Annotated in this window: 19 protein-coding genes and 3 pseudogenes; 5 read left to right on the forward strand and 17 right to left on the reverse strand. The window is 67.5% G+C overall.

Annotation, left to right across the window (positions count from 1 at the left end; translation table 11 throughout):
* The first annotated feature begins 58 nt into the window (after window positions 1–58).
* Complete coding sequence (locus G4G31_RS24335; protein ID WP_182989748.1) at window positions 59–3,121, forward strand: glycosyltransferase; 3,063 nt, start codon at window positions 59–61, stop codon at window positions 3,119–3,121.
* A 185-nt stretch (window positions 3,122–3,306) separates the two neighbouring features.
* On the opposite strand, the gene G4G31_RS24340 is transcribed toward G4G31_RS24335, so the two are convergent.
* The 9 genes and pseudogenes from G4G31_RS24340 to rfbB all read right to left on the reverse strand — a co-directional run bounded on the left by G4G31_RS24340 (window position 3,307) and on the right by rfbB (window position 11,317).
* Window positions 3,307–4,899 carry a sugar translocase gene (locus G4G31_RS24340; RefSeq protein ID WP_182989749.1) on the reverse strand — a complete coding sequence of 531 codons (1,593 nt, stop codon included), beginning with the start codon at window positions 4,897–4,899 and terminating at the stop codon, window positions 3,307–3,309.
* The gene (locus G4G31_RS24345; RefSeq protein ID WP_182989750.1) at window positions 4,863–5,600 is read right to left on the reverse strand and encodes a hypothetical protein; all 738 of its coding nucleotides are present in this window, start codon (window positions 5,598–5,600) and stop codon (window positions 4,863–4,865) included. The genes G4G31_RS24340 and G4G31_RS24345 overlap by 37 nt, the downstream gene beginning before the upstream one ends.
* A complete protein-coding gene (locus G4G31_RS24350) occupies window positions 5,587–6,018 on the reverse strand; it encodes a GtrA family protein (protein WP_182991913.1) in 432 nt (143 codons plus the stop codon). The genes G4G31_RS24345 and G4G31_RS24350 overlap by 14 nt, the downstream gene beginning before the upstream one ends.
* 19 nt (window positions 6,019–6,037) lie before the next feature.
* Window positions 6,038–6,859, reverse strand: a complete 822-nt coding sequence (locus G4G31_RS24355) for a WxcM-like domain-containing protein (RefSeq protein ID WP_229425228.1) — start codon at window positions 6,857–6,859, stop codon at window positions 6,038–6,040.
* A 70-nt stretch (window positions 6,860–6,929) separates the two neighbouring features.
* Window positions 6,930–7,721: a hypothetical protein gene (locus tag G4G31_RS24360; RefSeq protein WP_229425705.1), complete on the reverse strand. Its 792-nt coding sequence runs from the start codon at window positions 7,719–7,721 to the stop codon at window positions 6,930–6,932.
* A gap of 70 nt (window positions 7,722–7,791) precedes the next feature.
* A pseudogene (locus G4G31_RS27270) lies at window positions 7,792–7,995 on the reverse strand (glycosyltransferase); the annotation flags it as partial.
* Window positions 7,992–9,127, reverse strand: a pseudogene (locus tag G4G31_RS29570) (DegT/DnrJ/EryC1/StrS family aminotransferase). The pseudogenes G4G31_RS29570 and G4G31_RS27270, both read right to left, overlap by 4 nt.
* Before the next feature lie 217 nt (window positions 9,128–9,344).
* Entirely contained in the window at window positions 9,345–10,238 is an 894-nt protein-coding gene (gene rfbA / locus G4G31_RS24370) for a glucose-1-phosphate thymidylyltransferase RfbA (protein ID WP_182989751.1), read from the reverse strand.
* Window positions 10,235–11,317 (reverse strand): dTDP-glucose 4,6-dehydratase, encoded by a 1,083-nt coding sequence (gene rfbB, locus G4G31_RS24375; RefSeq protein ID WP_182989752.1) that lies wholly within the window; start codon window positions 11,315–11,317, stop codon window positions 10,235–10,237. Before rfbB ends, rfbA begins: the two co-directional genes overlap by 4 nt.
* Before the next feature lie 433 nt (window positions 11,318–11,750).
* Between rfbB and G4G31_RS24380 the strand changes: the two genes are divergently transcribed.
* Window positions 11,751–13,448: a histidine kinase famiy protein gene (locus G4G31_RS24380; RefSeq protein ID WP_182989753.1), complete on the forward strand. Its 1,698-nt coding sequence runs from the start codon at window positions 11,751–11,753 to the stop codon at window positions 13,446–13,448.
* A 42-nt stretch (window positions 13,449–13,490) separates the two neighbouring features.
* Here the strand turns inward: G4G31_RS24380 and G4G31_RS24385 are convergent.
* From G4G31_RS24385 to G4G31_RS24405, 6 genes and pseudogenes are all read right to left on the reverse strand, one after another.
* Window positions 13,491–15,037: pseudogene (locus G4G31_RS24385) on the reverse strand (DEAD/DEAH box helicase).
* A gap of 352 nt (window positions 15,038–15,389) precedes the next feature.
* Entirely contained in the window at window positions 15,390–15,512 is a 123-nt protein-coding gene (locus G4G31_RS27810; protein ID WP_267873637.1) for a hypothetical protein, read from the reverse strand.
* An 84-nt stretch (window positions 15,513–15,596) separates the two neighbouring features.
* Window positions 15,597–16,139 carry an anti-sigma factor gene (locus tag G4G31_RS24390; RefSeq protein ID WP_229425230.1) on the reverse strand — a complete coding sequence of 181 codons (543 nt, stop codon included), beginning with the start codon at window positions 16,137–16,139 and terminating at the stop codon, window positions 15,597–15,599.
* 7 nt (window positions 16,140–16,146) lie between these two features.
* Window positions 16,147–16,767, reverse strand: a complete 621-nt coding sequence (locus G4G31_RS24395) for an LON peptidase substrate-binding domain-containing protein (protein ID WP_182989754.1) — start codon at window positions 16,765–16,767, stop codon at window positions 16,147–16,149.
* 362 nt (window positions 16,768–17,129) lie between these two features.
* Complete coding sequence (locus G4G31_RS24400; protein ID WP_229425231.1) at window positions 17,130–18,014, reverse strand: acyltransferase; 885 nt, start codon at window positions 18,012–18,014, stop codon at window positions 17,130–17,132.
* Between the two features lie 224 nt (window positions 18,015–18,238).
* Window positions 18,239–18,529: a hypothetical protein gene (locus G4G31_RS24405; protein ID WP_182989755.1), complete on the reverse strand. Its 291-nt coding sequence runs from the start codon at window positions 18,527–18,529 to the stop codon at window positions 18,239–18,241.
* A 503-nt stretch (window positions 18,530–19,032) separates the two neighbouring features.
* Here G4G31_RS24405 and G4G31_RS27815 point away from each other — a divergent pair.
* Both G4G31_RS27815 and G4G31_RS27820 read left to right on the forward strand, forming a co-directional pair.
* Window positions 19,033–19,671 (forward strand): CHASE domain-containing protein, encoded by a 639-nt coding sequence (locus G4G31_RS27815; protein ID WP_267873638.1) that lies wholly within the window; start codon window positions 19,033–19,035, stop codon window positions 19,669–19,671.
* Window positions 19,629–21,317: an ATP-binding protein gene (locus G4G31_RS27820; RefSeq protein WP_267873639.1), complete on the forward strand. Its 1,689-nt coding sequence runs from the start codon at window positions 19,629–19,631 to the stop codon at window positions 21,315–21,317. The genes G4G31_RS27815 and G4G31_RS27820 overlap by 43 nt, the downstream gene beginning before the upstream one ends.
* A gap of 78 nt (window positions 21,318–21,395) precedes the next feature.
* On the opposite strand, the gene G4G31_RS27295 is transcribed toward G4G31_RS27820, so the two are convergent.
* Together G4G31_RS27295 and G4G31_RS24415 are read right to left on the reverse strand one after the other, a co-directional pair.
* Window positions 21,396–21,539: a homocysteine S-methyltransferase family protein gene (locus tag G4G31_RS27295; protein WP_229425667.1), complete on the reverse strand. Its 144-nt coding sequence runs from the start codon at window positions 21,537–21,539 to the stop codon at window positions 21,396–21,398.
* Window positions 21,494–22,396 carry a homocysteine S-methyltransferase family protein gene (locus G4G31_RS24415; RefSeq protein WP_229425232.1) on the reverse strand — a complete coding sequence of 301 codons (903 nt, stop codon included), beginning with the start codon at window positions 22,394–22,396 and terminating at the stop codon, window positions 21,494–21,496. Before G4G31_RS24415 ends, G4G31_RS27295 begins: the two co-directional genes overlap by 46 nt.
* 263 nt (window positions 22,397–22,659) lie before the next feature.
* Between G4G31_RS24415 and G4G31_RS24420 the strand changes: the two genes are divergently transcribed.
* The gene (locus tag G4G31_RS24420; protein WP_182989756.1) at window positions 22,660–23,946 is read left to right on the forward strand and encodes a cytochrome P450; all 1,287 of its coding nucleotides are present in this window, start codon (window positions 22,660–22,662) and stop codon (window positions 23,944–23,946) included.
* Window positions 23,947–23,951 lie beyond the last annotated feature (5 nt).

Below are 23,951 nucleotides of genomic sequence, written 5' to 3' on the forward strand. Positions count from 1 at the left end.
TGCTGCACGCGCCCGGTGCGCACAGCTTCCGCATCCTGCTCAACGGCGCCCTGCCCGGGTGGCCGAGCTGCGTGCACGCTTGGCCGGCCTGCTGGCGCCGCAGCACATCCGCGTATTCGATCCCCTGCTCCCGCTGCAGCTGCGCCAGGCAGCCAGTGCCGAGCGCCGCCGTGCCAGCGAGCTGGTGCGCGAATTCACGATCGCGCAGCTGGTTGCCGACGCCGTGCTCGCCTGCGGGCCGTTCGACGGCTGCGACGACGCCAGCGTGCTGTCGATCGGCGAATTCGGGCACGGTCCGCTGGTTGCGCTGCTGCTCGACCCGGCCGCGGCTGCCGCCGCGCCGTCCGACGCGGCCGAGCAGGTCTTCCGCGACAGCCGCTTGGCCCTGCTCGGCCGCGCCGACCTGGTGCTGGCGCTGTCCGACGCCGCGCGCGAGCAGGCTGCCGCCCGGCTTGACGAACGCCGCGTGCTGCAGCGCGATGCGGCCGATCCGGCCGGCGCGGCGCGCGCCCTGCTGGCCGCCCCGGAACAGCGCCATGCTGGCGGCGACACGGCGCCTGTTCCTCCCCGCACCCGGCGCCGGCTCGCCTTCGTCACGCCGCTGCCGCCGGAGCGTACCGGGATTGCCGACTACGCGGCCCAGCTGCTGCCGGCCATGCTCGACGATTTCGAGATCACCCTGATCGTCCAGCAGGAAGAGGTCGTGCTGTCGCCGGCGCTGGCCGCCCTGCCGCGCCACGATACCGCCTGGCTGGCCGAGCACGCGCACGAATTCGACCAGCTGCTCTACCAGTTCGGCAACAGCCCCTTCCACAGCGACATGTTCGGCCTGCTGAGCCAGCACCCGGGCGTGGTGGTCCTGCACGACTTTTTCCTGAGCAGCGTGCTGGCCTACGAGCAGATGACCGGCGGGATCCCGAACGCCTGGAGCGATTCGCTGTTCCACTCGCACGGTTTCGGCGCCCTGCAGGCCAGCCAGCTGCCCGACAACCACGCGGCGGCGATGAACGACTTTCCGTGCAACCTCGAGGTGCTCGAGGGAGCGACGCGCATCATCGTGCATTCCGAGCACGCGCTCCAGCTGGCCCAGCAATGGTATGGCCCCGAGGCTGCCCGCAACTGGACCGTGGTGCCGCTGCCGCGCGCGGCCCCGGCGCTGCAGGACCGCCAGGCCGCCCGTGCCGCGCTCGGGATCGCCGACGATACCTTCCTCGTGTGTACATTCGGCTATATCGGCCCGAGCAAGCTCAGCGACGTACTGGTGGATGCGTGGCTGGCCTCGAGCCTGCACCAGGATCCGAACTGCATGCTGGTACTGGTCGGCGCCAACCACGCCGGCGAGTTCGGCGCGCGCCTGACCGACACCATCGACGATGCCGGCGCCGGCCGCACCGTCCGCATCGCCGGCTGGACCGACGACGCCGCCTATCACCAGTACCTGCAGGCGGCCGACCTGGGCGTCCAGCTGCGCAGCATTTCGCGCGGCGAGACCTCGGCCGCCGTGCTCGATGTCATGAACTACGGCCTGCCGGCCATCGTCAACGCCAACGGTTCGATGGCGGCCCTGCCGCACGACGCCGTGTGGATGCTGCCCGACCATTTCGAGAAGGCCGAGCTCGTCGCTGCGCTGGAAACCCTGCACCGCGACCGCGAACGCCGCGACGAGCTGGGCGGCCGCGCGCGCGACCTGCTGCGCAGCCAGCATCGCCCGGACCACTGCGCCGCGCGCTACCGCGATGCGCTCGACCTGGCGATGGTCGAGGCCGAGTCGAGCTCCCACGCGCTGCTGCCGGCGCTGGCATCGCTCCCGTCGGTCGGCGCCGACGACACGGCCTTGCGCACCCTCGCCGCGGCGCTGGCGCGCGCACCGTCCCCGCTGGCGCCACGCCAGTTGCTGGTCGACGTCTCGACAATCGTCCAGCACGACCTGAAGACCGGCATCGAGCGCGTCGTGCGTACCCAGCTGCTCGAGCTGCTGCGCCTGCGCCAGCATGGCGTGCGCATCGAGCCGGTCTACCTGAGCGCCGAGGGCGGCAGCTGGCACTACCGCTACGCGCGCCGCTACGCGGTGCAGCTGCTGGGCATCCACGCGCCTGCCCTGCACGACGCGCCAATCGACTTCCAGCCCGGCGACCTCCTCTACAGCGCCGATTACTCCCCGGTGGCGGTCTGCGAAGCGGCCCGCGCCGGCGTCTATGCGCAGCTGCGGGCCCACGGCGTATCGATCAATTTCCTGATCCATGATTTGCTGCCGGTCCTGCGCCCCGAATTTTTCCCGAGCAAATCCGAGCGCATCCACGCCAACTGGCTGCGCTGCATCGCCGCCAATGCCGACCGCCTGCTGTGCATTTCGGCGGCAGTCGCGCGCGAGGCCGAGGACTGGCTGGGACGGCAGGACAACCCGCCGCCACGCCCGCTGAAGCTGGCGGTACTGCACCATGGCGCCGACATCGACCACGCCCCTGCAAGCGGCACCAGCCCCGCGGCGGCGGTCGAGATGGCGGCCACCCCGGGCGCGCGCCCGAGCTTCCTGATGGTGGGCACGATCGAGCCCCGTAAAGGCCATTTGCAGACCCTGGCCGCGTTCGAACAATTGTGGGCGGAGGGCGAACAGGTCAACCTCGTCATCGTCGGCAACGAAGGCTGGAAAGGATTGCCGGAAGCCGAGCGGCGCACCATCCCGACCATCGTCGAGCGCCTGGGCAAGCACCCGGAAGCGGGCAAACGCCTGTTGTGGCTGCAGGGCGTGGACGACCAGCTCCTCGAAACCATCTACCGCAACAGCACCTGCCTGCTGCAACCGAGCGAAGGCGAAGGCTTCGGCCTGCCGCTGATCGAGGCGGCACGCTACGGCCTGCCGATCCTGGCGCGTGGCCTGCCGGTGTTTCGCGAGGTCGCACAGGAGCATGCACTCTACTTCGACGGCATGGAACCGGCGGCACTGACCGCCGCGGTGCGCGACTGGCTGGAACGCCGCGCCGCCGGCACCGTCCCGGGCTCGGGCGCGATGCCGTCGCGGACCTGGCGCCAGAACGCCGAGCAATTGTTGCGCGTGCTGGACGGCGAGCCGTCCGGATTCGACCTGTCGCTGCCCGCGACAGCATTCGCGGCGGCAGCCTGAACGCCCGGCCGGCCTGGCGCGCTGCCGCGCCCAGGCTGGCACCTTTTCCCCATGACATGGCCGCCTGCGCGGCGCGCCCGCGCTCAGCGTGTTCCGGGCTGCGGCGCGCATGCCGCAAGGACCCATCCTGCCCATGAAACGACAACGGCCGGGAGACCCCGGCCGTCGATACCGCCTGCTGCCGCCTACTCGATCGCCAGGCGGGCGATGCCGATGCCCAGCTTGCGCTGGTCGCCGTTCTGGCCGAGTTCCTGCGGCGACGTCGGCTGCGGCGGTACCAGTTCGATACGGCTGACCGACTCGTCCGCCAGGTCCACCACCTGCCGGTATTCGGCCGGCCCATCCTGCAGCTTGATGCGCAGGGTATGGCTTCCCATGCGCACGATCAGCTCGCGTCCCGCATTCGGGCCGAATGGCCGCGCGTCGAGCACCAGCGTGAAACGGCGCGGCAAGGGAGCGGCGAAATCGATGCGCAGGGCCGGCGCGAGGCTCGCGTCGGTCCAGCGTCCCCATGCCTCGGGAACGGAGAGACCGGCGATGTCCCGGACGAATATGGGGTAGTCGGGCCGTTTGAAATCGATCCCCTGCGCCAGGCTCGCCTCGTAGCGCAGCCCGTGCCGGTCGGCGATGAAGCCGGCCCTGGCCGCCAGCTCGACGTCGCTCAGTCCCGCCAGTTCGGCCTGGGGCGTGCTGCCGGGCCCGAGCGGGAAGAACACGATTTCCTTGTCCGCGCGCTCGATGGCGGGACCGTGCCCGAGTGCCTCGGTGAAGCGCTGGACGATCGCCTGGCCATTGTCGGCATAGCCGCGGCGGTCGATATACACGCCCGCGAAGCCGAGGCGGCGGATGACCTTGATTTGCTTCTCGACCGGTTCCTGCGCCAGTGCGCGGAAGAAGCCGTCGCCGTTGCGGCCCTTCATCCCTGCATAGCTCCACTTCAGGGAGCGCGAATTGAGCACGCCCGACGCCAGGTCGTAGCTTGCCAGGCGTACCTGGTTGGGCACCTCGGGAAACGGCATGTAGGGCAGCTGGTAGACGGCGCTGCCCGGGGCCAGCGAACGCTCGATGGCGGCAACGAAGTCGCTGTCGCGCTCGAAACGGGTCTGCGTCGCCGCAATGCAGCTGCGGCAAGCGGTCGTGGTCTGGTCGTACAGGCCGACCAGCGTGACGGCCGCGGCGACGGCGGCCAGCGCCAGCCGGCGCTCGCCCAGGAAGCGCCGGCACAGCGCCTGCAGTACCATGAAGAAGAACAGCAGGGCCCCGAACGCGATGAAGATGCTGATCCGGCTCCAGCCACGCAGGGCCGACGTGACCAGCTGCGCGAACAGGGAACCGAAGCCGCCGATGGTACCGAACATGAAGAGCACGAAGCTCAGCAAGGCGACCAGCTGGAGCTTGCGATCGACCTTGCGTCCCGCCAGCACGGCGCACAGCAGCAGGAACATGCCGAGGAAGCCGGCTGCGCCAACGGCGCCCAGGCTGGACGTAAAGTTCTCGTTCACGAGCGGGAAGGTCTCGTTGTAGCGCTTCGTCATGTTGCCGGCGCGCGAACTGCGGTGGTCCGGCCTCGGGTACACCAGCTGGACCAGCTTGAACGCATACAGTTCGGCGTCGACCGCGCTGCGCTGGGCCACCTCGGGGTTCGGTCCGTTGCGGTACTTGTGCACCACGTTCGGTGCGACATTGGCGAGCACCCCGAGCACGACCAGGCAGATGGCCAGCGCCGCCAGGCGCACGGCTTTCAGGTCGAGCGGCCCCAGCAGCCCCGCCGGGAACACGACCCCAGCAGGATCAGGCCGAAGGCGGCGTAGTACACGCCGAAGCAGCCCAGCGCAAGCAGGCACGCCGCGGCGAGCCATCCGGACAGCCGCCCTTGCGGCCCATCCGGAGGCGCCGCGCGCGAGGCGTTCGCGATGCGCAAGGCGATATGGAAAAACAGGGGGGCCACGAAATACCAGGTGTAGAACAGGTGGTCGAAGCGCAGGAAGTGGAAGGGCACGAAATTGAACAGCATCGCACCGGCCAGTGCGAACGGCCGATGCAGCCCGAAAGCGCGCATGGCGCCGTAGGCACAGACAAAGGTCACGGCGAAACCGGCCAGGAAATACAGGCTGACGGCCGCATACGGGCTATCCGTCACCAGCCCCAGCAGTTTGAGCACCAGCAGGTTGCCGCTATCGGAGCCGGGGTAGTCGAGGAAATTCGAACCGAAGGGATAGCCGCTGCGGGGATTGTCGAAGATCCAGCCTTCGATCACGCGTTGTGCCATCCACGCATGGCTCATGCCATCGCCCGAATAGCTGTATGGCACGCGCAGATCCGGCAGCAAGCCGTTCGGCCAGCCGGACATCAGCACGCTCGCCAGCACGACGCTCACGATGGCGCCGGCCAGCCACCACGGCCATTCGCGGCGCAGGATCGAACGCATCGATACGGGTGCGAACAGCACGGAGCCGACGTTTTGCTTATTGGTTTTCATGTTTCGAAGCTGGTACCGGGACGGCCGGGCGCGCACTGCGCCTCAACACGACTTTGTTCATCAGATAGGTAAGCGGCAACAGCACCGCGGTGACCACCAGCGGGGCGTAGGCCGGCGGCACCCCGCCGAGCTTCACCAGCACCTCCAGCAAGCCGGCCGCCACCACGTACTGCACCAGGTAGACCACGGGGTACGCGAACAGCCCGCGCCAGGACAGGGGCACCTTGAAGACGAAGCGGGCATTGAGCCAGTAGGCGAGCACGATGCCGACGACGTAGGCGGCAAGATAGGCCGCCTGGTAGGGCAACAGCTGGATCAGCCCCAGGTACAGCAGGTAGGTGAACAGCGTATTGGCCGCGCCTCCGCACAGGAAACGCAGCCAGCGTTGCCAGTCCGGGCCCCTGGCGGCAGGCGTCATCGTCAAGGCTTGTCCTTCATTATTGCGCTTGCTTGCCGCGCACGATGTCGACGAATTCGGCATAGTCGCGGATGTAGTCCTCGGCCTCGTAGTAGTGCGAGGTGAACACCAGCAGCACCGCATCGCTCGAATACTTGTACTGGATGCCCCAGGTCAGCGGCGGCAGGTGGATGCCCATGTCGGGCGACTCGAGCAGCACTTCGCAGCGGTCGTGGCCATCGTCGACGACGACGGCGCAGCTGCCTTTCACGCACAGCAGGAACTGGTGGCACTTGTGGTGGGCGTGCTCGCCGCGCGTCTTTTCGCTGGGCACGTTGAACACGAGGAAGTAGCGCTTGACGTCGAACGGGATGTCGCGCGGGAATTCGCCGACCGAGAGATCGCCGCGCGGATCGCGCACCAGCTTCGTGCGATGCAGGGTCACGTCCCCGACGCCGAGAGGCACCACAGCCTGGCGCTCGGGGAACTCGGCCTGGTTGTGCCACAGGCGGGCACCCGAGCCCGGCGACTTCTCGACGTAACCGGTAATGCGCGCCGGCACGCCCGAGACGATCGCATACGGGGGAACCGATTGTGCCACCAGCGTGCCGGCCTCGACGACCGCACCGCCGCCGATGGTCACGCCGCAGCGCACCGTCGCGCCGGCGCCGATGCGGGCACCCGCGCCGACGACGATGTCGGCCGGCGCACCGTCGGCGCCGCGCTCGAAGGTCACGCCAGGGCCCGGGGACGCCCCCTGCTCGAGACGCACGCCAGGCCAGAGCTGGGTGAAACCCTCGACCCGGCTGCCGCCGGCCAGGCGGGCGCCGGCATAGACGACGACGAAATCCCCAGATGGCAATCGCCGGCAACCTCGGCACCGTCGTGCACGAATGGGGAAACAGCTTGCGTCATAACATTACCGCTTTCGTTCATAAATAGGAAAGATGTGAGTGCGGCGACCGCGCCGCCCTCCCCGCTGCATCGCCCCTCCGGGTACCGCGGCCGGCAGCGATCATCGGCGCGCCAGCACGGTCCCGCTGCCGAACCCGGCCGGCATCACCCGACCCGGTTGGCAACCCGCATCGCCACCACGGCCAGCGGCCGCTGCTTGCTGTTTTCGTAGGCACGCCAGGCGTAGGTACCGACCAGGAACCGAGGCCGAGCAGGTTGAGTGCGCCCAGCACCAGCACCGCGAGCATCGTCGCCGCGTAGCCCGGTACCGAGATGGCACCGACGAGCCGGGCGACGGCCACCATGAGGGCGACGCCCAGCGACGCGGCCGAGCCGAGCGCGCCAATGCGCATCAAGAGGCGGATCGGATAGTCCGTGAATGCGAAGATACTGTCCATCATGTAGTCGATCTTCTTGCTCAGGGTCCAGGCCGACTTGCCCTCCTGGCGCACCAGGCGCTCGTAGCCGACCAGCTTGCGCCGGAAACCGAGCCAGAAGATGAGCGCGATCAAGGAAGAGCGCGACTCGTCGAGCGCCAGCAGTTGGTCGCGGAAGACGGTGTTGCAACCGAATACGTCGACGCCACCCGGCGGCATGTCGGGCACGACCAGCTTGCGGTACATGCCCCAGAACAGGGACGACGCCAGGCGCGAGGACGCCGGATCGTTGCGGGCGTTGCGGGTACCGATGGCGACATCGCATTCGTCGGCGGCAAGCGCCCTGAAGAACGCGACGAGCAGCTCGGGCGGCTCCTGCAAATCCGCCGCCATCACGCCGAAAAAAGCTGCCGCGGGCGGCCTGCAGGCCGGTCCGGATGGCCGGGAACGAGCCGAAATTGCGCGAGTGCGCCAGCAGCTGGGCCGGGAAGTCGAGGCGTTCGATGTGCTCGCGCAGCAGCGCGAACGACTGGTCGGGACTGCCATCGACGACGAACACCGCTTCCATCTCGCCATCGAGCGCGCGGTTCATGCCGATCAGCGCCTCGACCAGGCGCGGAATCGATTCGGCGTTCCGGTAGACCGGGATAACGACGGAATACTTCATTTGCCCCAGCCGTTGACAGCCTCCACGACGCGGTCGACGTCGGCGTCGCGCATCTCGGGGTAGCACGGCAATGTCAGGATTTCGGCGGCGAGACGCTCGGTATTGTCGAGGCGCACCTCGGCATAGCGCCCACCGAACACCGGCTGGCGGTGGTCCGGAATCGGGTAATGGACATCGGAAGCGATACCGGCCTCGCGCAGGTGCGCGCGCAGCGCGTCGCGCCGTGGGCTGCGGATCACGTACAGGTGCCCGACGTAGGCCGAACCGCCGGCTTGCGGCACCTGGACTTCCGGATGGGACAAGCCGGCACGGTAGCGTTCCGCGATGGCGAGGCGGCGCGCATTGGCGTCGTCCAGGCCCGGCAGGAAGGCGCTGAGGATGGCCGCCTGCATCTCGTCGAGGCGGCTGTTGCGGGCGCCCGCGACATCGACCTTGTACTTGTCCGACCAGCCGTACTGGCGCAAGGCGCGCATGCGGCGCGCCACATCCGGGTCGCTGGTGACGACGGCGCCGCCGTCGCCCGTGGCGCCGAGGTTCTTGGTCGGGTAGAAGCTGAAGCTGGAAGCGAGGCCGAAGGTGCCGGTGCGCTTGCCGCCGATAGCCGCGCCGTGCGCCTGGGCGCAATCCTCGAACAGCGGCACCCGCGCTGCGCGCAGAAAGCGGCGATCCCGGCGATCTCGGGCGCCGCCAGGCCGTACAGGTGGGTGACGACGACGGCCTTGACCCCGGCATCGACCGCGCGGGTGACTTCGGCCAGGCTGGCGCAGCGGCTGTCGAGGTCGACGTCCATGAACACCGGCTCGGCGCCGATGGCCAGCAGTGCCGTGGTGGTGTACATGCTGGCATTGGCGACGGTCGCGACACGGTCGCCCGCGGCCACGCCGATCGCCTTCAGGCCGAGTTCGATCGCATCGGTGCCGTTGGCAACGCTGATGCAGTCGCTGGCGCCGATGTAGGCGGCGAAGGCCTGCTCGAACTGCTTCACTTCCGGTCCGAGCACTACCCAGCCGCTGGCGATCACGCGCGCCACCGCTGCCTGGATCTGCTCCTGGTACTGGCCGATCCGCGCGGACAAGTCATTAATTTGCTGCATTCGTATTACCCTCACTGGAACCTGCGCGGCGAGGCGCATATTGAAATTGTAAGATAGAAAATTTTACTATTGTAATCTGCACATTGCGCCGGCGCCTTTTTTGTTCGTGGCAACAGCCGACATGGCAGGCAAGGGCGCACGCAAGCGCTTGCCGGCCAGATTCCATCCTCGATATCGCTGAACGACCCGCAAGGCGGCAAGGCACCGCCCTGCCGGGCAGGCGCACCGCCTTCGACGCTGCGCCGAGCAGATGCGCTCAGACGCCCCGGTCGTTCAGCACGCGCTGCAGGTACTGGCCGTAGCCGTTCTTTTCCAGTGGCGCGGCCAGCCTGGCGAGCTGCTCGCCATCGATGTAATTCTTGCGGTAGGCGATTTCTTCAGGGCAGCAGATTTTGAGGCCCTGGCGCTTTTCGATGGTCGCGATGAACTGTGCCGCCTCGAGCAGCGAATCGTGGGTGCCGGTGTCCAGCCAGGCCGTGCCGCGACCCATGATTTCGACATCGAGGCGGCCGCGTTCGAGGTAGACCCGGTTGACGTCGGTGATTTCGTATTCGCCACGCGCCGATGGCGTGATGCCGGCGGCGATATCGCAGACATCGTTGTCGTAGAAATACAGGCCCGTGACGGCGTAGTTCGATTTCGGCACGGCCGGCTTCTCTTCGATGCTGATCGCGCGGCGCTCCTGGTCGAACGCGACGACGCCATAGCGTTCGGGATCGTGCACGTGGTAGGCGAACACCGTGCTGCCTTCAGGCTGCTCGCCGGCCGAGCGCAGCTTCGCCTCGAGGTCGGTACCGTAGAAGATGTTGTCGCCGAGAATCAAAGCCGAGGGCGATTGCCCGACGAAGCTGCGGCCGATCACGAAGGCGCGTGCCAGGCCGTCGGGCGTGGGCTGGACGGCATAGCTCAGGTTCAGGCCCCACTGGCTGCCATCGCCCAGCAATTCGGCAAAGCGGCCGGTGTCTTCCGGCGTCGAGATGACCAGGATGTCGCGGATCCCGGCCAGCATCAGGGTCGACAGCGGATAGTAGATCATCGGCTTGTCGTACACAGGCAGCAATTGCTTCGAGACGCTGCGGGTGACCGGGTACAGGCGGGTACCGGACCCGCCCGCAAGAATGATCCCCTTGCGCTGGATGTTTGTCGTCATGGCGATACTCCGGGTGTAGCGTCCCTGGCCGTGTAGTTCCGGTCGATCCATGTCAGGTACTCGCCCGACTGGATGTCGCGCACCCAGGCATCGTTGGCGAGGTACCACTCGACCGTCTTGCGGATGCCGGTCTCGAAGGTTTCGACCGGCTTCCAGCCCAGTTCGCGTTCAATCTTGCGGGCGTCGATGGCATAGCGGCGGTCGTGCCCTGGCCGGTCCGTGACATAGGTGATCTGGTCGCGGTAGCTGCCCTGGGCTTTCGGCTCGAGTTCGTCGAGCAGCGCGCACAGGCGCGTTACCACCTCGAGGTTGGTCATTTCGTTCCAGCCGCCGATGTTGTAGGTCTCGCCCGTCCGCCCGCCAGCCAGCACGGTCCGGATCGCGGCGCAGTGGTCGCCCACGTACAGCCAGTCGCGCACCTGCAGGCCGTCGCCGTAGATCGGCAGCGGTTTGCCGGCGCGCGCATTGGCGATCACGAGCGGGATCAGTTTCTCGGGAAAGTGGTACGGCCCGTAATTGTTCGAGCAGTTGGTCGTCAGCGTCGGCAGGCCATAGGTGTGATGGTAGGAACGCACCAGGTGGTCGGACGCTGCCTTGCTTGCCGAGTAGGGGCTGTTCGGCGCGTAAGGTGTCGTTTCGGAGAATGGCGGCGCAGCGGCGTCGAGGGTGCCGTAGACTTCGTCCGTCGAGACGTGCAGGAAACGGAAAGCAGCTTTCGCGTCGCCGTCGAGGCCGCTCCAGTACGCGCGTGCGGCTTCCAGCAGGGTGAAGGTGCCGTTGATGTTCGTGCGGATGAATTCGGCCGGCCCGTGGATCGAACGGTCGACATGGCTTTCGGCGGCGAAGTGCACGATGGCGCGCGGCTTGTAGGTCCTGAAGAGTTCGGCAACGAGCGCGGGGTCGCAGATGTCGCCCTTGACGAAGACATGCCGCGGGTCGCCCTCGATGCTGTGCAAATTCTTGATGTTGCCGGCGTAGGTGAGGCGGTCGAGGTTGATGACAGGCTCGTCGGAATGCGCCAGCCAGCCAAGGACAAAATTCGAGCCGATGAATCCGGCCCCGCCGGTAACTATAATCATTCCATTTTCCATGCATGAGGTTGGACATTGCCAACAGGACGCGTGGTGTATCCACCTGAGCTGCCAGCGGCGTGCCGCTGGTACTCGGACTGGCGTTCGCATGCACGCGTCTGGCACGGGCAGTTCATGTTGATACGGGGGCCTGTCGGCAGGCGTCGAGGTATTGGCACAAGATCGCCCACGATGCGGCTGTGCGAGTTACGGCCTGTCGCCCTAAGTCATCAGCACGCAATAGCGAATGTTAGCATGATGTGCGCGTTGTTACTCAATTACTAAGGTGCGCGCTGTTGATCCGCCTCCCGCCCGTCGGCTTTTTCGTTTCGGACATTCGGTGAAGACGCGCACAGTTGGCGAACCCGCCTCCGCGTTAGCATCGAGCCGGTACTACCTCGCAACGACATACGGCCGCCTGCGGAAGGCGCGAAAGGAACCCATGGCTACCGGATCGACCCCTGAAGAGAGTGCGGGCAAGGCCCTTGACCTGCAGGGTAAGGGCCAGAGCGTCGGCGTGCCTGCCGACGGCGAGGTCGAGGGCAGCGCTTTCAATCCGCTTGGCAATCCGGGCATGAAGCACTGGCAGGCCGGCTATATCGAAAACCCGAGCCTCCAGGACCGCGGCAACATCTTCTTCGCCGCCGTCGAAATGACGCGCATGCCGATGGTGGTGACCGATCCGCGCCAGCCGGACAATCCGATTGCCTTCGCCAACCGCGCCTTCCTCGACCTCACGCTCTACGAAGAGAAGGACGTCATCGGCCGCAATTGCCGCTTCCTGCAGGGACCGCAAACCGACCCGAACACGGTGGACGAGATCCGCGCCGCCCTGGCCGAGCGGCGCGCCGTGGCCGTCGACGTCCTGAACTACAAGGCCGACGGTAGCGCCTTCTGGAACGCCCTGTACATCGGACCGATCTTCGACCAGGACGGCGAGCTGCTGTATTTTTTCGCCTCGCAGATGGACATCACCCAGCGCCGCGCGATCGAACAATCCTCGGTACAGGCGCAGAAGATGGAAGCCATCGGCCAGCTGACCGCCGGCATGGCGCACGACTTCAACAATTTGCTACAGGTGATCAACGGAAACCTGGAGCTCGCGATGCTGGCACTCGGCCCCCATACCCGGGCGGCCGAGCCGATCCAGCGCGCCCAGCGCGCGGCGATGAAGGCCGGCAAGCTGACCCAGCAGTTGCTGACCTTCGCGCGCAAGCAACGCCTGGAGCCGCGCCGGGTCAACCTGAACGCCCTGCTGGCCGAATTTTCCGACCTGCTGGTACGCACCCTGGGCGACCGCGTGCGGCTGCAACTCGACCTGCATCCCGGCCTGCCCTCCTGCTGGCTCGATCCGACCCATCTCGAAATGGCCCTGCTCAACGTCATCATCAATGCGCGCGATGCCATGCCAGAAGGCGGCGCGGTGTGGGTGCGCACACAGTGGCAGCCGGACAGGCCGGAAAGCCAGGACGGGCCGGCCGCCAGCGGCCAGGTGATCGTGTCGATCATCGACGAAGGCGAAGGCATGGCCCCGGAAGTGATGCGGCGCGCGACCGAACCCTTCTTCACCACCAAGGGACCAGGCACGGGCCTCGGTCTGGCAATGGTGCATGGTTTCGTGCAGCAGTCGCGTGGACGCCTTGAACTCGACAGCACGCCCGGCCGCGGCACCACGGTGCGCATGATCTTCCCGGCCGACAGCAAGGAAGAGGCAGCGACCCGCGCCGATGCCACGCAACCGGCCTCGGCAGAAGAGCAAGCGAGCAAGCCGCGCATCCTGGTCGTTGAAGACAACGAGGACGTGCGCGAATTGGCCGAAAGCGTGCTGGGCGGAGCTGGCTACGCGGTGATGGCGGTGCCGAGCGGCGAGCAGGCGCTGGCGCTGCTCACGGAAGGCAAGGAAGTCGACCTGATATTTACCGATGTGATGATGCCGGGCGGGATGAATGGCCTGCAGCTGGCCGACCAGGTACGCGCGCGCCGGCCGGATACGCCCATCCTGATCACCACCGGCTACATGGACGAACTGCCGGCAGTGTCGCGCACCCAGCCGTTCGATATCCTCACCAAGCCCTACCACCAGGAAGAGCTGTTGTCGCGGGTGCTCGCGATCCTGCCACGGGCCGCCGCGACCGAGTGAATCGATGCCGGCGTTGATCCGGCCAGATCTTGCGCCGGCGGCTTACTGCGGCTGCGGCTTCGGCAGGCCACCCAGCAGCGCGGCCAGTTTCTGCTTCGGCTTGCCCGGGCGTTGCCTGAAGCCGCCGGTGCGGCTTCCTGGCGCGGTGCGCTGGCAGGCTCGTAGGGCTTGAGGAACCACGGATCGACCTTCTCGCGGCGCGGCGACGGACCGGCGCCGTAGCTGCGTGCCGGACGCACATCGGCGTCGGCGCGGCGCGGTGCACTGCGTTCGCCGCCACGCTCGCCACCGCGTTCGACGCGTTCGCCCCGTGGCGCACGTTCGCCGCGTTCGGCATCGCGGCCGCGGCCACGTGGTGCGAAACCGGCCAGCTCGCCGCGCGTGATGGTCTGCTTGATCAGCTTCTCGATGTCGGCCAGCAAGCGCTCGTCCTTGTCCGAGTACACCGACAGGGCGTCGCCCGAGGCGCCGGCGCGGCCGGTACGGCCGATGCGGTGCACGTAGTCCTCCGCGTTGTAGGGCAAATCGAAGTTGATCACGCACGGCAGGTCGGAAATGTCGAGGCCGCGCGCGGCGACGTCGGTTGCCACCAGCACTTCGATCTCGCCCTTCTTGAAGGACTCGAGGGCGGCCATCCGTTCCTGCTGGGTCTTGTCGCCGTGGATCGCCGAGGCCTTGATGCCGGTTTGTTCCAGGTGGCGCGACAGGCGCGAGGCACCGATCTTGGTGTTGGAAAACACGATCACCTGCTTCAGCTCGCGCTGGCGGATCAGGAATTCGACGACGTCGCGCTTTTGTTCTTCGTCGACCTTGTAGACGACCTGCGTGACCTTCTCGGCGGTGGCATTGCTGCGCGCCACTTCAATCAATACCGGTTTGTCGAGGAAGCTGTTGGCCAGCTTCTTGATTTCTGGCGAGAAAGTAGCCGAGAACATCAAATTCTGGCGCTTCTTCGGCAGCAGGTTGATGATGCGCTGCAGGTCGGGCAGGAAGCCCATGTCGAGCATGCGGTCGGCTTCGTCCATGACCAGCATCTGCACCTGCGCCAGGCTGACGTTCTTCTGCTCGATGTGGTCGAGCAGGCGGCCCGGCGTGGCGATCACGATCTCGACGCCGCTTTTCAGGATGGCGGTCTGCCCCTTCATGTCCATGCCGCCGAAGACGACGGTCGAACGCAGCGGCGTGTGGCGCGAATACGCCTTGACGTTGTCGGCCACCTGCACCGCCAGCTCGCGCGTGGGCGTCAGGATCAGCGCGCGCACCGGGTGGCGCGCAGGCGACATGCTGGGGTTGGCGTGGGCCAGCAGCAACTGGATGATGGGCAGCGAGAAACCGGCGGTCTTGCCGGTACCGGTCTGGGCGGCGCCCATGACGTCGCGGCCCTGGAGGACGATCGGAATGGCCTGGGCCTGGATCGGGGTCGGATGGACGTAGCCCTGGTCGTTCAGGGCGCGCTGGATCTCGGGTGCCAGACCGAAGTCGGCAAAGCGGACATCCGCTACGGCGTCCGGTACGGCGTCCGGCACGGTGTCGGGTACGGCGGCGCCCGTTACTTCTCCAGCTTCGTTGTTCATCGGTGTTTCAGACATTATTCTTTCCGGGCATTAAATCAATGGCTCTACGCGCGAGGCGGCTGCGGCAACGCGCCCACGCTGGGGCCGGCGCTGACAAGTCTGGAGGGGCGGGCGAGCCGCCGGCTGGGGCACGGCGCGCGGCCGGCTCGGTGGCAGGTTGCGCCGGCAAAAACCGTGGCGCGGACGTAGAGATTACTCTATAGCGCCCTCAAGGTTACCGCAAAATCAAGACAGTGTATATGGAATCGTGCTGGCTTGCCTCGGGAGGCTCTCCTCTGCCTGGCCGGAAATTGCTCCGGCGGGCGACTGCGAGGTCCGGGCGCAGGCTGGCAAGCGCCGCCAATGGCGGGCGCAAGGTGGCGGGCGTCTACCCTTCCCGCTTCCAGCCGCGCGCACGGGCAGCGCGTTCGGCGGTGCTGTCGAGCGGCGTGCCGGCGATGCGCTGGCCGATGGCGTCGAGGACGGCGGGCGGCAGGCCATTGCCATCCATCCAGGCGGCGCCAAGCGCACCGGGCCAGCACCGGTATCTTCCAGTGCATGCCGTCGCGGCAGGCCAGGCCCGCCGTGGTGTCCATCACGAAGCTGCGGCAGTACTTGCCGTCCTTGCCGAGGAAGCTGATGCCGATGCGTACCCGCCCCGAGGGACCGGGACTGGCCAGCTGACCACCCGGGGCCCGGGCAAGGTGCCCCTTGGCGACGATGGCGCCGTCGGCACCGCTGAGCGAGGCCAGTTCCCCTCGCCCTGCCAGGCGCGCCAGCCGAAGGCACCCGCGAGCGCACCGGCAGCCAGCGCGGCCACGACGGCGGCGACGTGGCGGCGCGCCCAGGTCGGCGCAGGAGGTGCCGGCGGCGGCGGCAGCACACCGGTGCGCGCGGCGCGCACGGTGTCGAGCTGGACCACCTTGGCGCCACTGTGGGCGCCGTGGGAAGGGCCGTGGGAGCCGGTGTCGCGTCCGCCGGCGACGACGCCGTAGACGCGGCTGCGGCGGGCGCGGTGCTGCGCCACCCGCGCGGCAATGACGGGGTCGGCGCGGATTGCACGCTCGACGGCCGCACGGGCCGGTTCGGCGAGTTCGCCGTTGACGAAAGCAATCAGGAGTTCGTCCGAAAATTTCATGGCAGCGCTAGGAAGTGATCAAGCCATGTTCGTCCAGCACGTCGTGCAACAGCTCGAGCCGGATCACCGGATTGTCGAGCATGAGCATGTTCTGTTTCTGCGTGTTCGGCAGCGGCAGCAGCTCGCACCAGCGGTTCGCCACCCAGCCGCAATCTTCCAGGCGGAAAGGCGGCTGTACCGGCCAGCGCTCCTGAGGCACATCGTGCAGCGAAGCGAGCACACGGTCAAGCGCGTCGGCCGCGCCTTGCAGTTCGGCAGGGATGCGCACCGCCTGGTCGCCCTCGATGAGTTCGACATCGGCCATCCACAGTCCGTTCAATCGTTGTTGCGAAGACTTCACTTCGAAGCGGGCGCCGCCGCGGCAGACGACTTGCAGCAGGCCCGGCGTGGTGGCGGTGGTATCGCAGACGGTGGCAAGGGTGCCGCCCTCGACGAAACGCTCGGGCGCATTGCCGCGCGCACGCACTTCATGTCCCTGGGTCAGCAGGACGATGCCGAAGGGCGTGTCCTCGGTCAGGCAACGGCTGACCATGTCGAGGTAGCGCGCCTCGAACACCTGCAGCGGCAGCACCCCGTCCGGGAACAGCACCGTGCTCAGTGGGAACAATGGTAGGGAAATCGTCGCCATGCCCCATCATGACAGAATCGCCGACCTGAGGGCAGCACGATTGCGGGGCATCGGTGCCCGCCTCGGAGCGACTTGCCAGCCCCCCCAATCCGAGACGATGTGCAGCGTCGAGAGGGACATCTCCCCGCCTGGCGTGAATTCCTCAGGTGGCAATTATTCAGGCAGGAAGGTCACGGTCGCGGGAGCCGCGTTCGCCTGGAAAGCGGGCCCCGGCAGCGTCGACTGGCTGGGACCGGCAGCATTGGGATCGGAAAGGCGGCTGGGGCATGTGGCCGCCCATGCACAAGGAATCCGCAGGCGAAGCGGGGAAGTACCAGGCCTGCCGAGCCTGCCAGGCAGCAGGCGCTACGGGCCGGCGCCCTTCAAGAGGCGCTCGGATCCTTCGACGAACGCGCCGACCCGGTATCGGCGGAGGCAAACTCGGCCACCCAGGCTGCTACCGCCGCCTCCGGATAGCCGCGATGGAAATGCCTTCTCCACGGATAGGCACTTTCGCCCGACCCATCCTTGAGCTTGATGGCGCTGGTATGGCAAATGAACTTGGCAGGGCTGCCGGCAACGACGCTGTCCGGCTCGACGGTCCTGTTGACCGAACTGTGAGCGCCAACCAGCGCCCCTGACTTCACCGTCACGCCCGGCAGGATTGTCGTCATCGTGGCAATCGCGACGTAGTCTTCGATCGTCACCCCCATCATGACATTGCTCGGCGGATGCGGATCATTGGTCAATACGACGTAAGGGAAAATCCAGACATAATTTCCGATGGTCGAGTGCTGGCCAATATGCACATTGCTGTGGAACTTGACATAGTCGCCAATCTCGCAATGTCCCTGGATATCGCCCAATGTGCCGATTTGGAAAGCTTCGCCGGCTTTCGTCTTTTCGCGAACGGTGACGCTGTGGCCCGTCGACAGCTTGTCGCCGAACTCGGAACCTTCGTAAAAGACGCTGTGCGAACGAATCAACGAAGCCTTTCCGATCACCAACGGCGTACCGCCAGACAATGCGGAAGGGACACCGATTTCGCAGTGAGAACCGATCACCGTGTCGTCACCAATGATGACGTTTCCATGAATGATAGTGTACGGGCCAACGCTCACATTGGAACCCAGTTTTGCCTTGCTGTCGATTAGCGCGGTGGGATGTATCATGGATAAGCCTTTATTCAGCAAATTGATTTTTCTAATTCCGGGGCAGGAAAGCAGTTTCAATCGGAACGCAAGCAGTTGATCGCTCGCCTCGTTCAATCGATTTACCCGTTTCGTTCACGACAGGGGTGCGGCTTTGCCGCCTCAAGCATTCGACATGGCCGTCGTTCATCCATCCATGACATAAATTTGACATCGCGCAGTGTACGAGCATTATTGCAATCAAGGCAAGCAGGGTCCAGGTCCTGCCCTGGTCGAAGGTGCGTGACAGATGCCGCTGGTGCCCAGGATCAAGGACGCGGGGAACAAGGTGTCGCCAGGCCCTAGCCTTCCGGCGCCACCAGCGGCAGCGTGCGCAAGCCGTTGACGAGCGCGGCCAGGCGCCAGCGCAGGCGCTCCCAGCCGGGGTCGGGCAGGGGCACGACGTGCACCGTCAGCTCGCCGCCAGGCACCGCCGGGCAGGCGAAAGCATAATTGCCGGCCTGCTCGAACGGCAGGCGGAACTCCTGGCCGGGCGGCAACTGGACCGGCCCGAACACGTGGGCGACGCGATCGCGGTTACGCAGCAGCAAAACGTCCTGGACACCCGGGGTCAGCCGCACTTCGGTCGGCAAGGCCAGCGTGCGCAGGGGGCGCGCCCTTCGCGCTCGTGCGCGCAGGGAAGGTCAGCAGGCGTTCGTGGCTGGGGTCGCGCAGGGGGCCAGCGCCCCCCACAGGATGGCCAGCAACAGTGCGCCGGCCAGCGCGCCCGGCAGCGGATGACGGCGCAGCAGGGAAGACATGGGATTCATGGAAAGGATTCGGTCAGCCGCCGGCGGGCGGCCCGGGATTGTAGCATTCAGGATAGATTTTTTGCGGGCACCGGCCCTGGCGGCACGCTTGCTGGCGGCGACGGCACGATGCCGCCGGGGACAAGCCACGGCGCCCGCATCGGAATGCCACCGCACCGGCAGGGTCCCGTCCGACGCCGGCGCGGACGCGCGCTGAACCCTGCGATAATCCAGCTTCGGCCTTCCTAAAAGCGTGCGCCCCGCAGCGGCGCCGACGCGTATGCTCGCTGGGCGAGCCCGCATCGTGGTGTTGCGTCGCAAGCGTGCCGCTCACTCATCCAGACTACATGCCCCATCCGGAATCCAAGCAGACCAGCCCCCTCCCCGGCGTCCCCACCCAGCGCGGTTGGGCGCCCCTGGCGCTGGCTGGACTGGTTTTCCTTGCCTCATTGTTGCTCACCTATTGGGCCTGGAACAGTGCGCGCCGCGATGTCGTGGCCGACCTCGGCGCCCAGTTCGACTACCGCGCACGCGACCTGGCCAACAGCACAGGGCGGCGCATGGCCGTCTACGAACAGGTGTTGCGCGGCACCCGTGGCTTCATGCGCGGCAATGTCGCCATCAGCCGCGCCGAGTTCGCCGAGTATTTTCGTATCCAGAATCTGCAGGAACATTTTCCCGGCATCGAGGCGCTCGGCATTGCCAGCATCATTCCGCCCCGGCAGGTGGCCGAGCACCAGGCGGCGGTGCGGGCCCAGGGCTTTCCCGACTACACGACTCATCCGGACACGAGCCTTGGCCTGATCACCTCGATCACCCATATCGAACCGTTTGCCGGGCGCAACCTGCGCGCCTTCGGCTTCGACATGTACGGCGAACCGACCCGCCGCGCCGCGATGATCGCCGCGCGCGACAGCGGCGCCGCCGCCGTCCGGGCAAGGTGGTGCTGGTGCAGGAAGGCCGCAATGCCCAGCCGGGCTTCCTGATGTACCTGCCGGTGTACCGCGCCGGCATGCCGGCCGCGACCATCGAACAGCGCCGCGCCGCCATCGCCGGCTGGGTGTATGCCCCGTTCCGGATGGCCGACCTGATGCGCGGCATCGGCGGTACCCACGCGGCCGATTTGCAGGTGGCGGTCTACGACGGCCCGCGTGCCGATCCGGCGGCGCTGCTGTACCGCTCCGAAGACACGGCGGGCTGGCGCCGGCCGCTATTCCAGCAGACGCTGCCGGCCACGGTCGCCGGCCGTCCGTGGACGCTCGAGATCGCCTCCTCCGCCAGTTTCGAAGCGCGCCTCGACAGCCGCCGTCCGCGCGCAATCGCGGTGGCCGGCGTCGGCCTGGGCTTCCTGCTGTCCCTGATCGTCTGGCTGCTGGCCAGCGCCCGCCGCCGCGCGATGGGGCTGGCGCGGGCCATGACGCTGGAGCTGCGCGAAGCCTACGAACATATCGAGGCCGAGCGCGCGCGCATGTACGTGATCCTGCAGAACGCCTACGACGCCTTCGTTGCCGTCGATGCCCGGGGCCGCGTCACCGACTGGAATGCCCGGGCGGTGCAGCTGTTCGGCTGGCAGGAGCTGGAAGCAGTCGGGCGCGACGTCGGCGAACTGCTGCTGCCGCCCCAGCAGCGTGCAGCCGGCCGCGGCTTTGCCCAGTTCGCGCCCGACGGCCGGGGCCTGGCCGTGGGCGTGCCGCTCGAGATCGTCGCGCAGCGCCGCGACGGCAGCCCGGTGCCGGTCGAGATCGTCGTCGCCGCCCTGCCCGCCGAAGTGGGCGCCGGCGCCAGCGCCTTCCTGCGCGACCTGCGCCCGCGGCGCGAACTCGAGGCGCGCGAGCGGCTGCGCCAGCAACGCCTGGACGAGGCGCGCACGGCGCTGGCCCGATCGCAGAAACTGGAAGCGGTGGGCAAGCTGACCGGCGGCGTTGCCCACGACTTCAACAATATCCTGCACATCATCAGTGCCAACGTGCAGCTGCTGCTGAAGTCGAACAACAATGCCGAGAAGCGCCTGCGCAGCATCCTCGACGCGGTCGAGCGTGGCTCGAAACTGTCGGCGCAGCTGCTGGCGTTTGCCCGGCGCCAGCCGCTGCACCCGAGCGTGGTGAACGTGCGCAGCCTGCTCGAACGCATGGACAGCCTGCTGCAGCGCGCGGCCGGCGAATCGGTGGCGATCGACCTGGCCGGCGGCGCCACGCTGTGGAATGCCCTGGTCGACCCGAACCAGCTCGAGAACGTGATCCTGAACCTCGTCATCAACGCGCGCGATGCCATGGGCGGCAAGGGCAAGGTGACGATCGCGCTCGACAATCTGTCCATCGACAGCGCCGCCGCCACGGCCGACCCGGAGATCGAACCGGGCGAGTACGTGCGCATCGCCGTGACCGATACCGGCGAAGGCATGCCGCCGGAAGTCATGGAGCGCGCCTTCGAACCCTTCTTCACCACCAAGCCCGAAGGCAAGGGCACGGGCCTGGGACTGTCGATGGCCCATGGCTTCGTCAAGCAGAGCGGCGGCCACATCCGCATTGCCAGCGTGCCCGGCGAAGGCACGACGGTCAGCATCTACCTGCCGCGCACGATGGCCGAGGCGGACGACCTGGCGACGGCACTGGCGGGCAAGCCGGCGCAGTAGCAACGCAGGGCACGGGCGACATGCTCTTCGTTCGCACCTGCCAGCGGCTTGCCGAGCCACAGCGATTGCCGGCCCGTATCACACGTCTTCCCTCCTTTCGCGCTGCACGGCCAGCAGGCGGCGCGCGATCGCCTCGACGTGGCGTTCATCCGTGCCGCAGCAACCGCCGACGATGTTCAGCCGCGGCAGCAGCCCATGGAGGGCCAGGTAGTCCTCGCCCAGCTGCTGCGGGTCTCCATCGCCCTGCTCGGTTGATTCGTCGAGCTCGGCGTGGCTGCGGCGCGAGGCGTTGGCGCGCAGGCCGCGCAGGCGCCGGCGCCAGGCCCCTCGGTTTGCAGCGCCGGCTCGACATGGCTCGGATGCGCGCAATTGATCATGTAATAGGCGGGATAGGCCCCGGTCTCGGCATCGGTGCGCGCAATCGCTTCGTCCAGCGGGTCGCCCGAAGGCAGCCGGCCTCCGTGTTCGAGGGTAAACGAAATGGCCACCGGCATGTCGCAGGCCGCGGCGGCGTCGACGATGCCGATCGCCTCGTCCGGGTAGGTGATGGTGAAGGCGGCGACCATGTCGGCATCGGTGGCGGCGAAGGTGGCGATCTGCGCCAGGTGGTAGTCGTGCGCCTGGGCCGCCCCCATGCGCTCGCCAGTATGGTAGCCATCGCCGCGCGGGCCGACCTTGCCGCTGATGACGATGGGGATGGCCGCGCCTGCCTGGGGCGTGGCGCCCGGCGCCGGGGCGGCTTCGCAGGCATCGCGCACCGCCGCCACCAGCGCCACGGCGTCGCGGTTGGCCTCGGCCAGGGCGAGCTCGTTGTAGCCGAGCTTGCGGCCCCAGTCGGGGTTGGCGCGCCAGGTCGGCGTTTCCAGCACCAGACCGGTGCGGTGCAGCTGGGCGAGGCGCACGAAGCGTTCGAAATAGGCACGCAGGGCGGCGCGCCCCTCCTCCTCGCGCAGCAGTACGAAGGAGGCGAACGAGGGCAGGTGAAGCCCCTGCTGGAAGCTGAGCATCGTTTCCAGCCCGGCGTCGGCCAGGAACAGCCGGCCACCCTGCTGGGGCAAGCGCTTGCGGTAGCGGTTCATAGTGCCTCCAGGAAAAACTCGCCGTGCCGGCATCGCTAGCTTGGAACACATCGCCCTGCCGCTGGTTCCCGCAAGTGCGTGGCGCGCGCCTGAGCTGCCACAACACGCCCGCCTCCAGCGCCTTCACTGCGGCGGCAACCGGCTGCTGTTGCATAAAGTGCGACATTGGCGCGACATGAGGCGGGACAAGCTGCCGAGCGCGCGCCAGCGCACATTGCGCGCGGGCGCGCTCTGGCACACTCGGCATCAAAAGGAGAGCGACCATGACCGAGCACCATCGATCCGCCCAGCCCGTACATCGCGCCGTGCCGCAAGCGCCCGGCTTCGACAACACCACCGCGCTGCTCAGCGAAGGCTACCGTTTCATCGGCAACCGCTGCGACGCCCTCGGCACCGACATGTTTTCCACCCGCCTGATGCTCAAGCGCGTGGTCTGCATGCGCGGCGAAGCGGCAGCGCGCATGTTCTACCAGCCGAATCGCTTCACGCGCCGCGGCGCGATCCCGCCCACGGCGCTGGCCCTGCTGCAGGACCACGGCAGCGCCCACACCCTCGACGGCGAGATGCACCGGGTGCGCAAGGCGATGATGATGGCGATCCAGTCGCCGGAAAGCCGTGCGCGCCTGGTGGCGCTGGCCGAAGCCGAATGGCGCCGCCACTTCGCGCGCTGGACGCGGCTGCGCAAGGTGGTGCTGATCCGGGAAGCGCAGGCCGTGCTCTGCCGCGCCGCCTGCGCCTGGGCCGGGGTGCCTTTGGTGAACGAGGAAGAGGCCGTGCTGCGCACCGCCGAATTCTCGGCCATGATCGACGGCGCCGGCGCGGTCGGTCCGCGCAACTGGCTGGGGCAATCGCTGCGGCGCCATACCGAGGAGTGGGCGCGCGGCCACATCGAGGCGGTACGGATGGGGCGCCCGGTCGATCCAGCCAGCCCGCTGGCGACGATCGCCTTCCACCGCGACGCCGACGGCGAGGTGCTGTCGATGGAGCATGCCGGCGTGGAGCTGATCAATATCCTGCGGCCGGTGGTGGCGGTGGCACGCTACATCGTCTTCGGCGCGCTGGCGCTGCACGAGTTCCCGCAATGGCGCGCACGCGTGGGCAGCGACGATGCCGCGCTGCAGATGTTCGTACAGGAGGTGCGCCGCTACTACCCCTTCTTCCCGGCCATTGGCGGACGCGCCAGCACCGCCTTCGAGTGGAACGGGCTGCAGTTCGCCAAGGGCGACTGGGTGCTGCTCGACATGTTCGGCACGAATCGCCATCCGGGTACCTGGGGCGACGGCGACAGCTTCCGCCCCGAGCGTTTCGATGGCTGGCAGGGTAGCGGCTTCGACCTGATTCCCCAGGGCGGCGGCGAATATGCCACCAGCCACCGCTGTCCGGGCGAGATGGCGACCGTGGAGCTGACGAAGTCGGCCCTGCGGCTACTGGCCACCGAAGTCGACTACGACGTGCCGCAGCAGAACCTCGACATCAGCCTGGCGCGCATGCCGACCCTGCCGACCAGCGGTGTCGAGATCGGCCACGTGCGCCTGGCGCGCGCCAGCTGAGGGCG

Source organism: Massilia sp. Se16.2.3 (assembly GCF_014171595.1).
Lineage (GTDB): Bacteria > Pseudomonadota > Gammaproteobacteria > Burkholderiales > Burkholderiaceae_D > Telluria.

Excerpts from the sequence above, each read along its gene's own strand:
- G4G31_RS24345 (WP_182989750.1), bottom strand. The coding sequence starts at position 5,600 with ATGAAAACCAATAAGCAAAACGTCGGCTCCGTGCTGTTCGCACCCGTA.
- G4G31_RS24350 (WP_182991913.1), bottom strand. The coding sequence starts at position 6,018 with ATGACGCCTGCCGCCAGGGGCCCGGACTGGCAACGCTGGCTGCGTTTC.
- G4G31_RS24360 (WP_229425705.1), bottom strand. The coding sequence starts at position 7,721 with ATGGCGGCGGATTTGCAGGAGCCGCCCGAGCTGCTCGTCGCGTTCTTC.
- rfbA (WP_182989751.1), bottom strand. The coding sequence starts at position 10,238 with ATGACGACAAACATCCAGCGCAAGGGGATCATTCTTGCGGGCGGGTCC.
- rfbB (WP_182989752.1), bottom strand. The coding sequence starts at position 11,317 with ATGATTATAGTTACCGGCGGGGCCGGATTCATCGGCTCGAATTTTGTC.
- G4G31_RS24380 (WP_182989753.1), top strand. The coding sequence starts at position 11,751 with ATGGCTACCGGATCGACCCCTGAAGAGAGTGCGGGCAAGGCCCTTGAC.
- G4G31_RS27810 (WP_267873637.1), bottom strand. The coding sequence starts at position 15,512 with ATGGATGGCAATGGCCTGCCGCCCGCCGTCCTCGACGCCATCGGCCAG.
- G4G31_RS24390 (WP_229425230.1), bottom strand. The coding sequence starts at position 16,139 with ATGAAATTTTCGGACGAACTCCTGATTGCTTTCGTCAACGGCGAACTC.
- G4G31_RS24395 (WP_182989754.1), bottom strand. The coding sequence starts at position 16,767 with ATGGCGACGATTTCCCTACCATTGTTCCCACTGAGCACGGTGCTGTTC.
- G4G31_RS27815 (WP_267873638.1), top strand. The coding sequence starts at position 19,033 with ATGCCCCATCCGGAATCCAAGCAGACCAGCCCCCTCCCCGGCGTCCCC.
- G4G31_RS24415 (WP_229425232.1), bottom strand. The coding sequence starts at position 22,396 with ATGAACCGCTACCGCAAGCGCTTGCCCCAGCAGGGTGGCCGGCTGTTC.
- G4G31_RS24420 (WP_182989756.1), top strand. The coding sequence starts at position 22,660 with ATGACCGAGCACCATCGATCCGCCCAGCCCGTACATCGCGCCGTGCCG.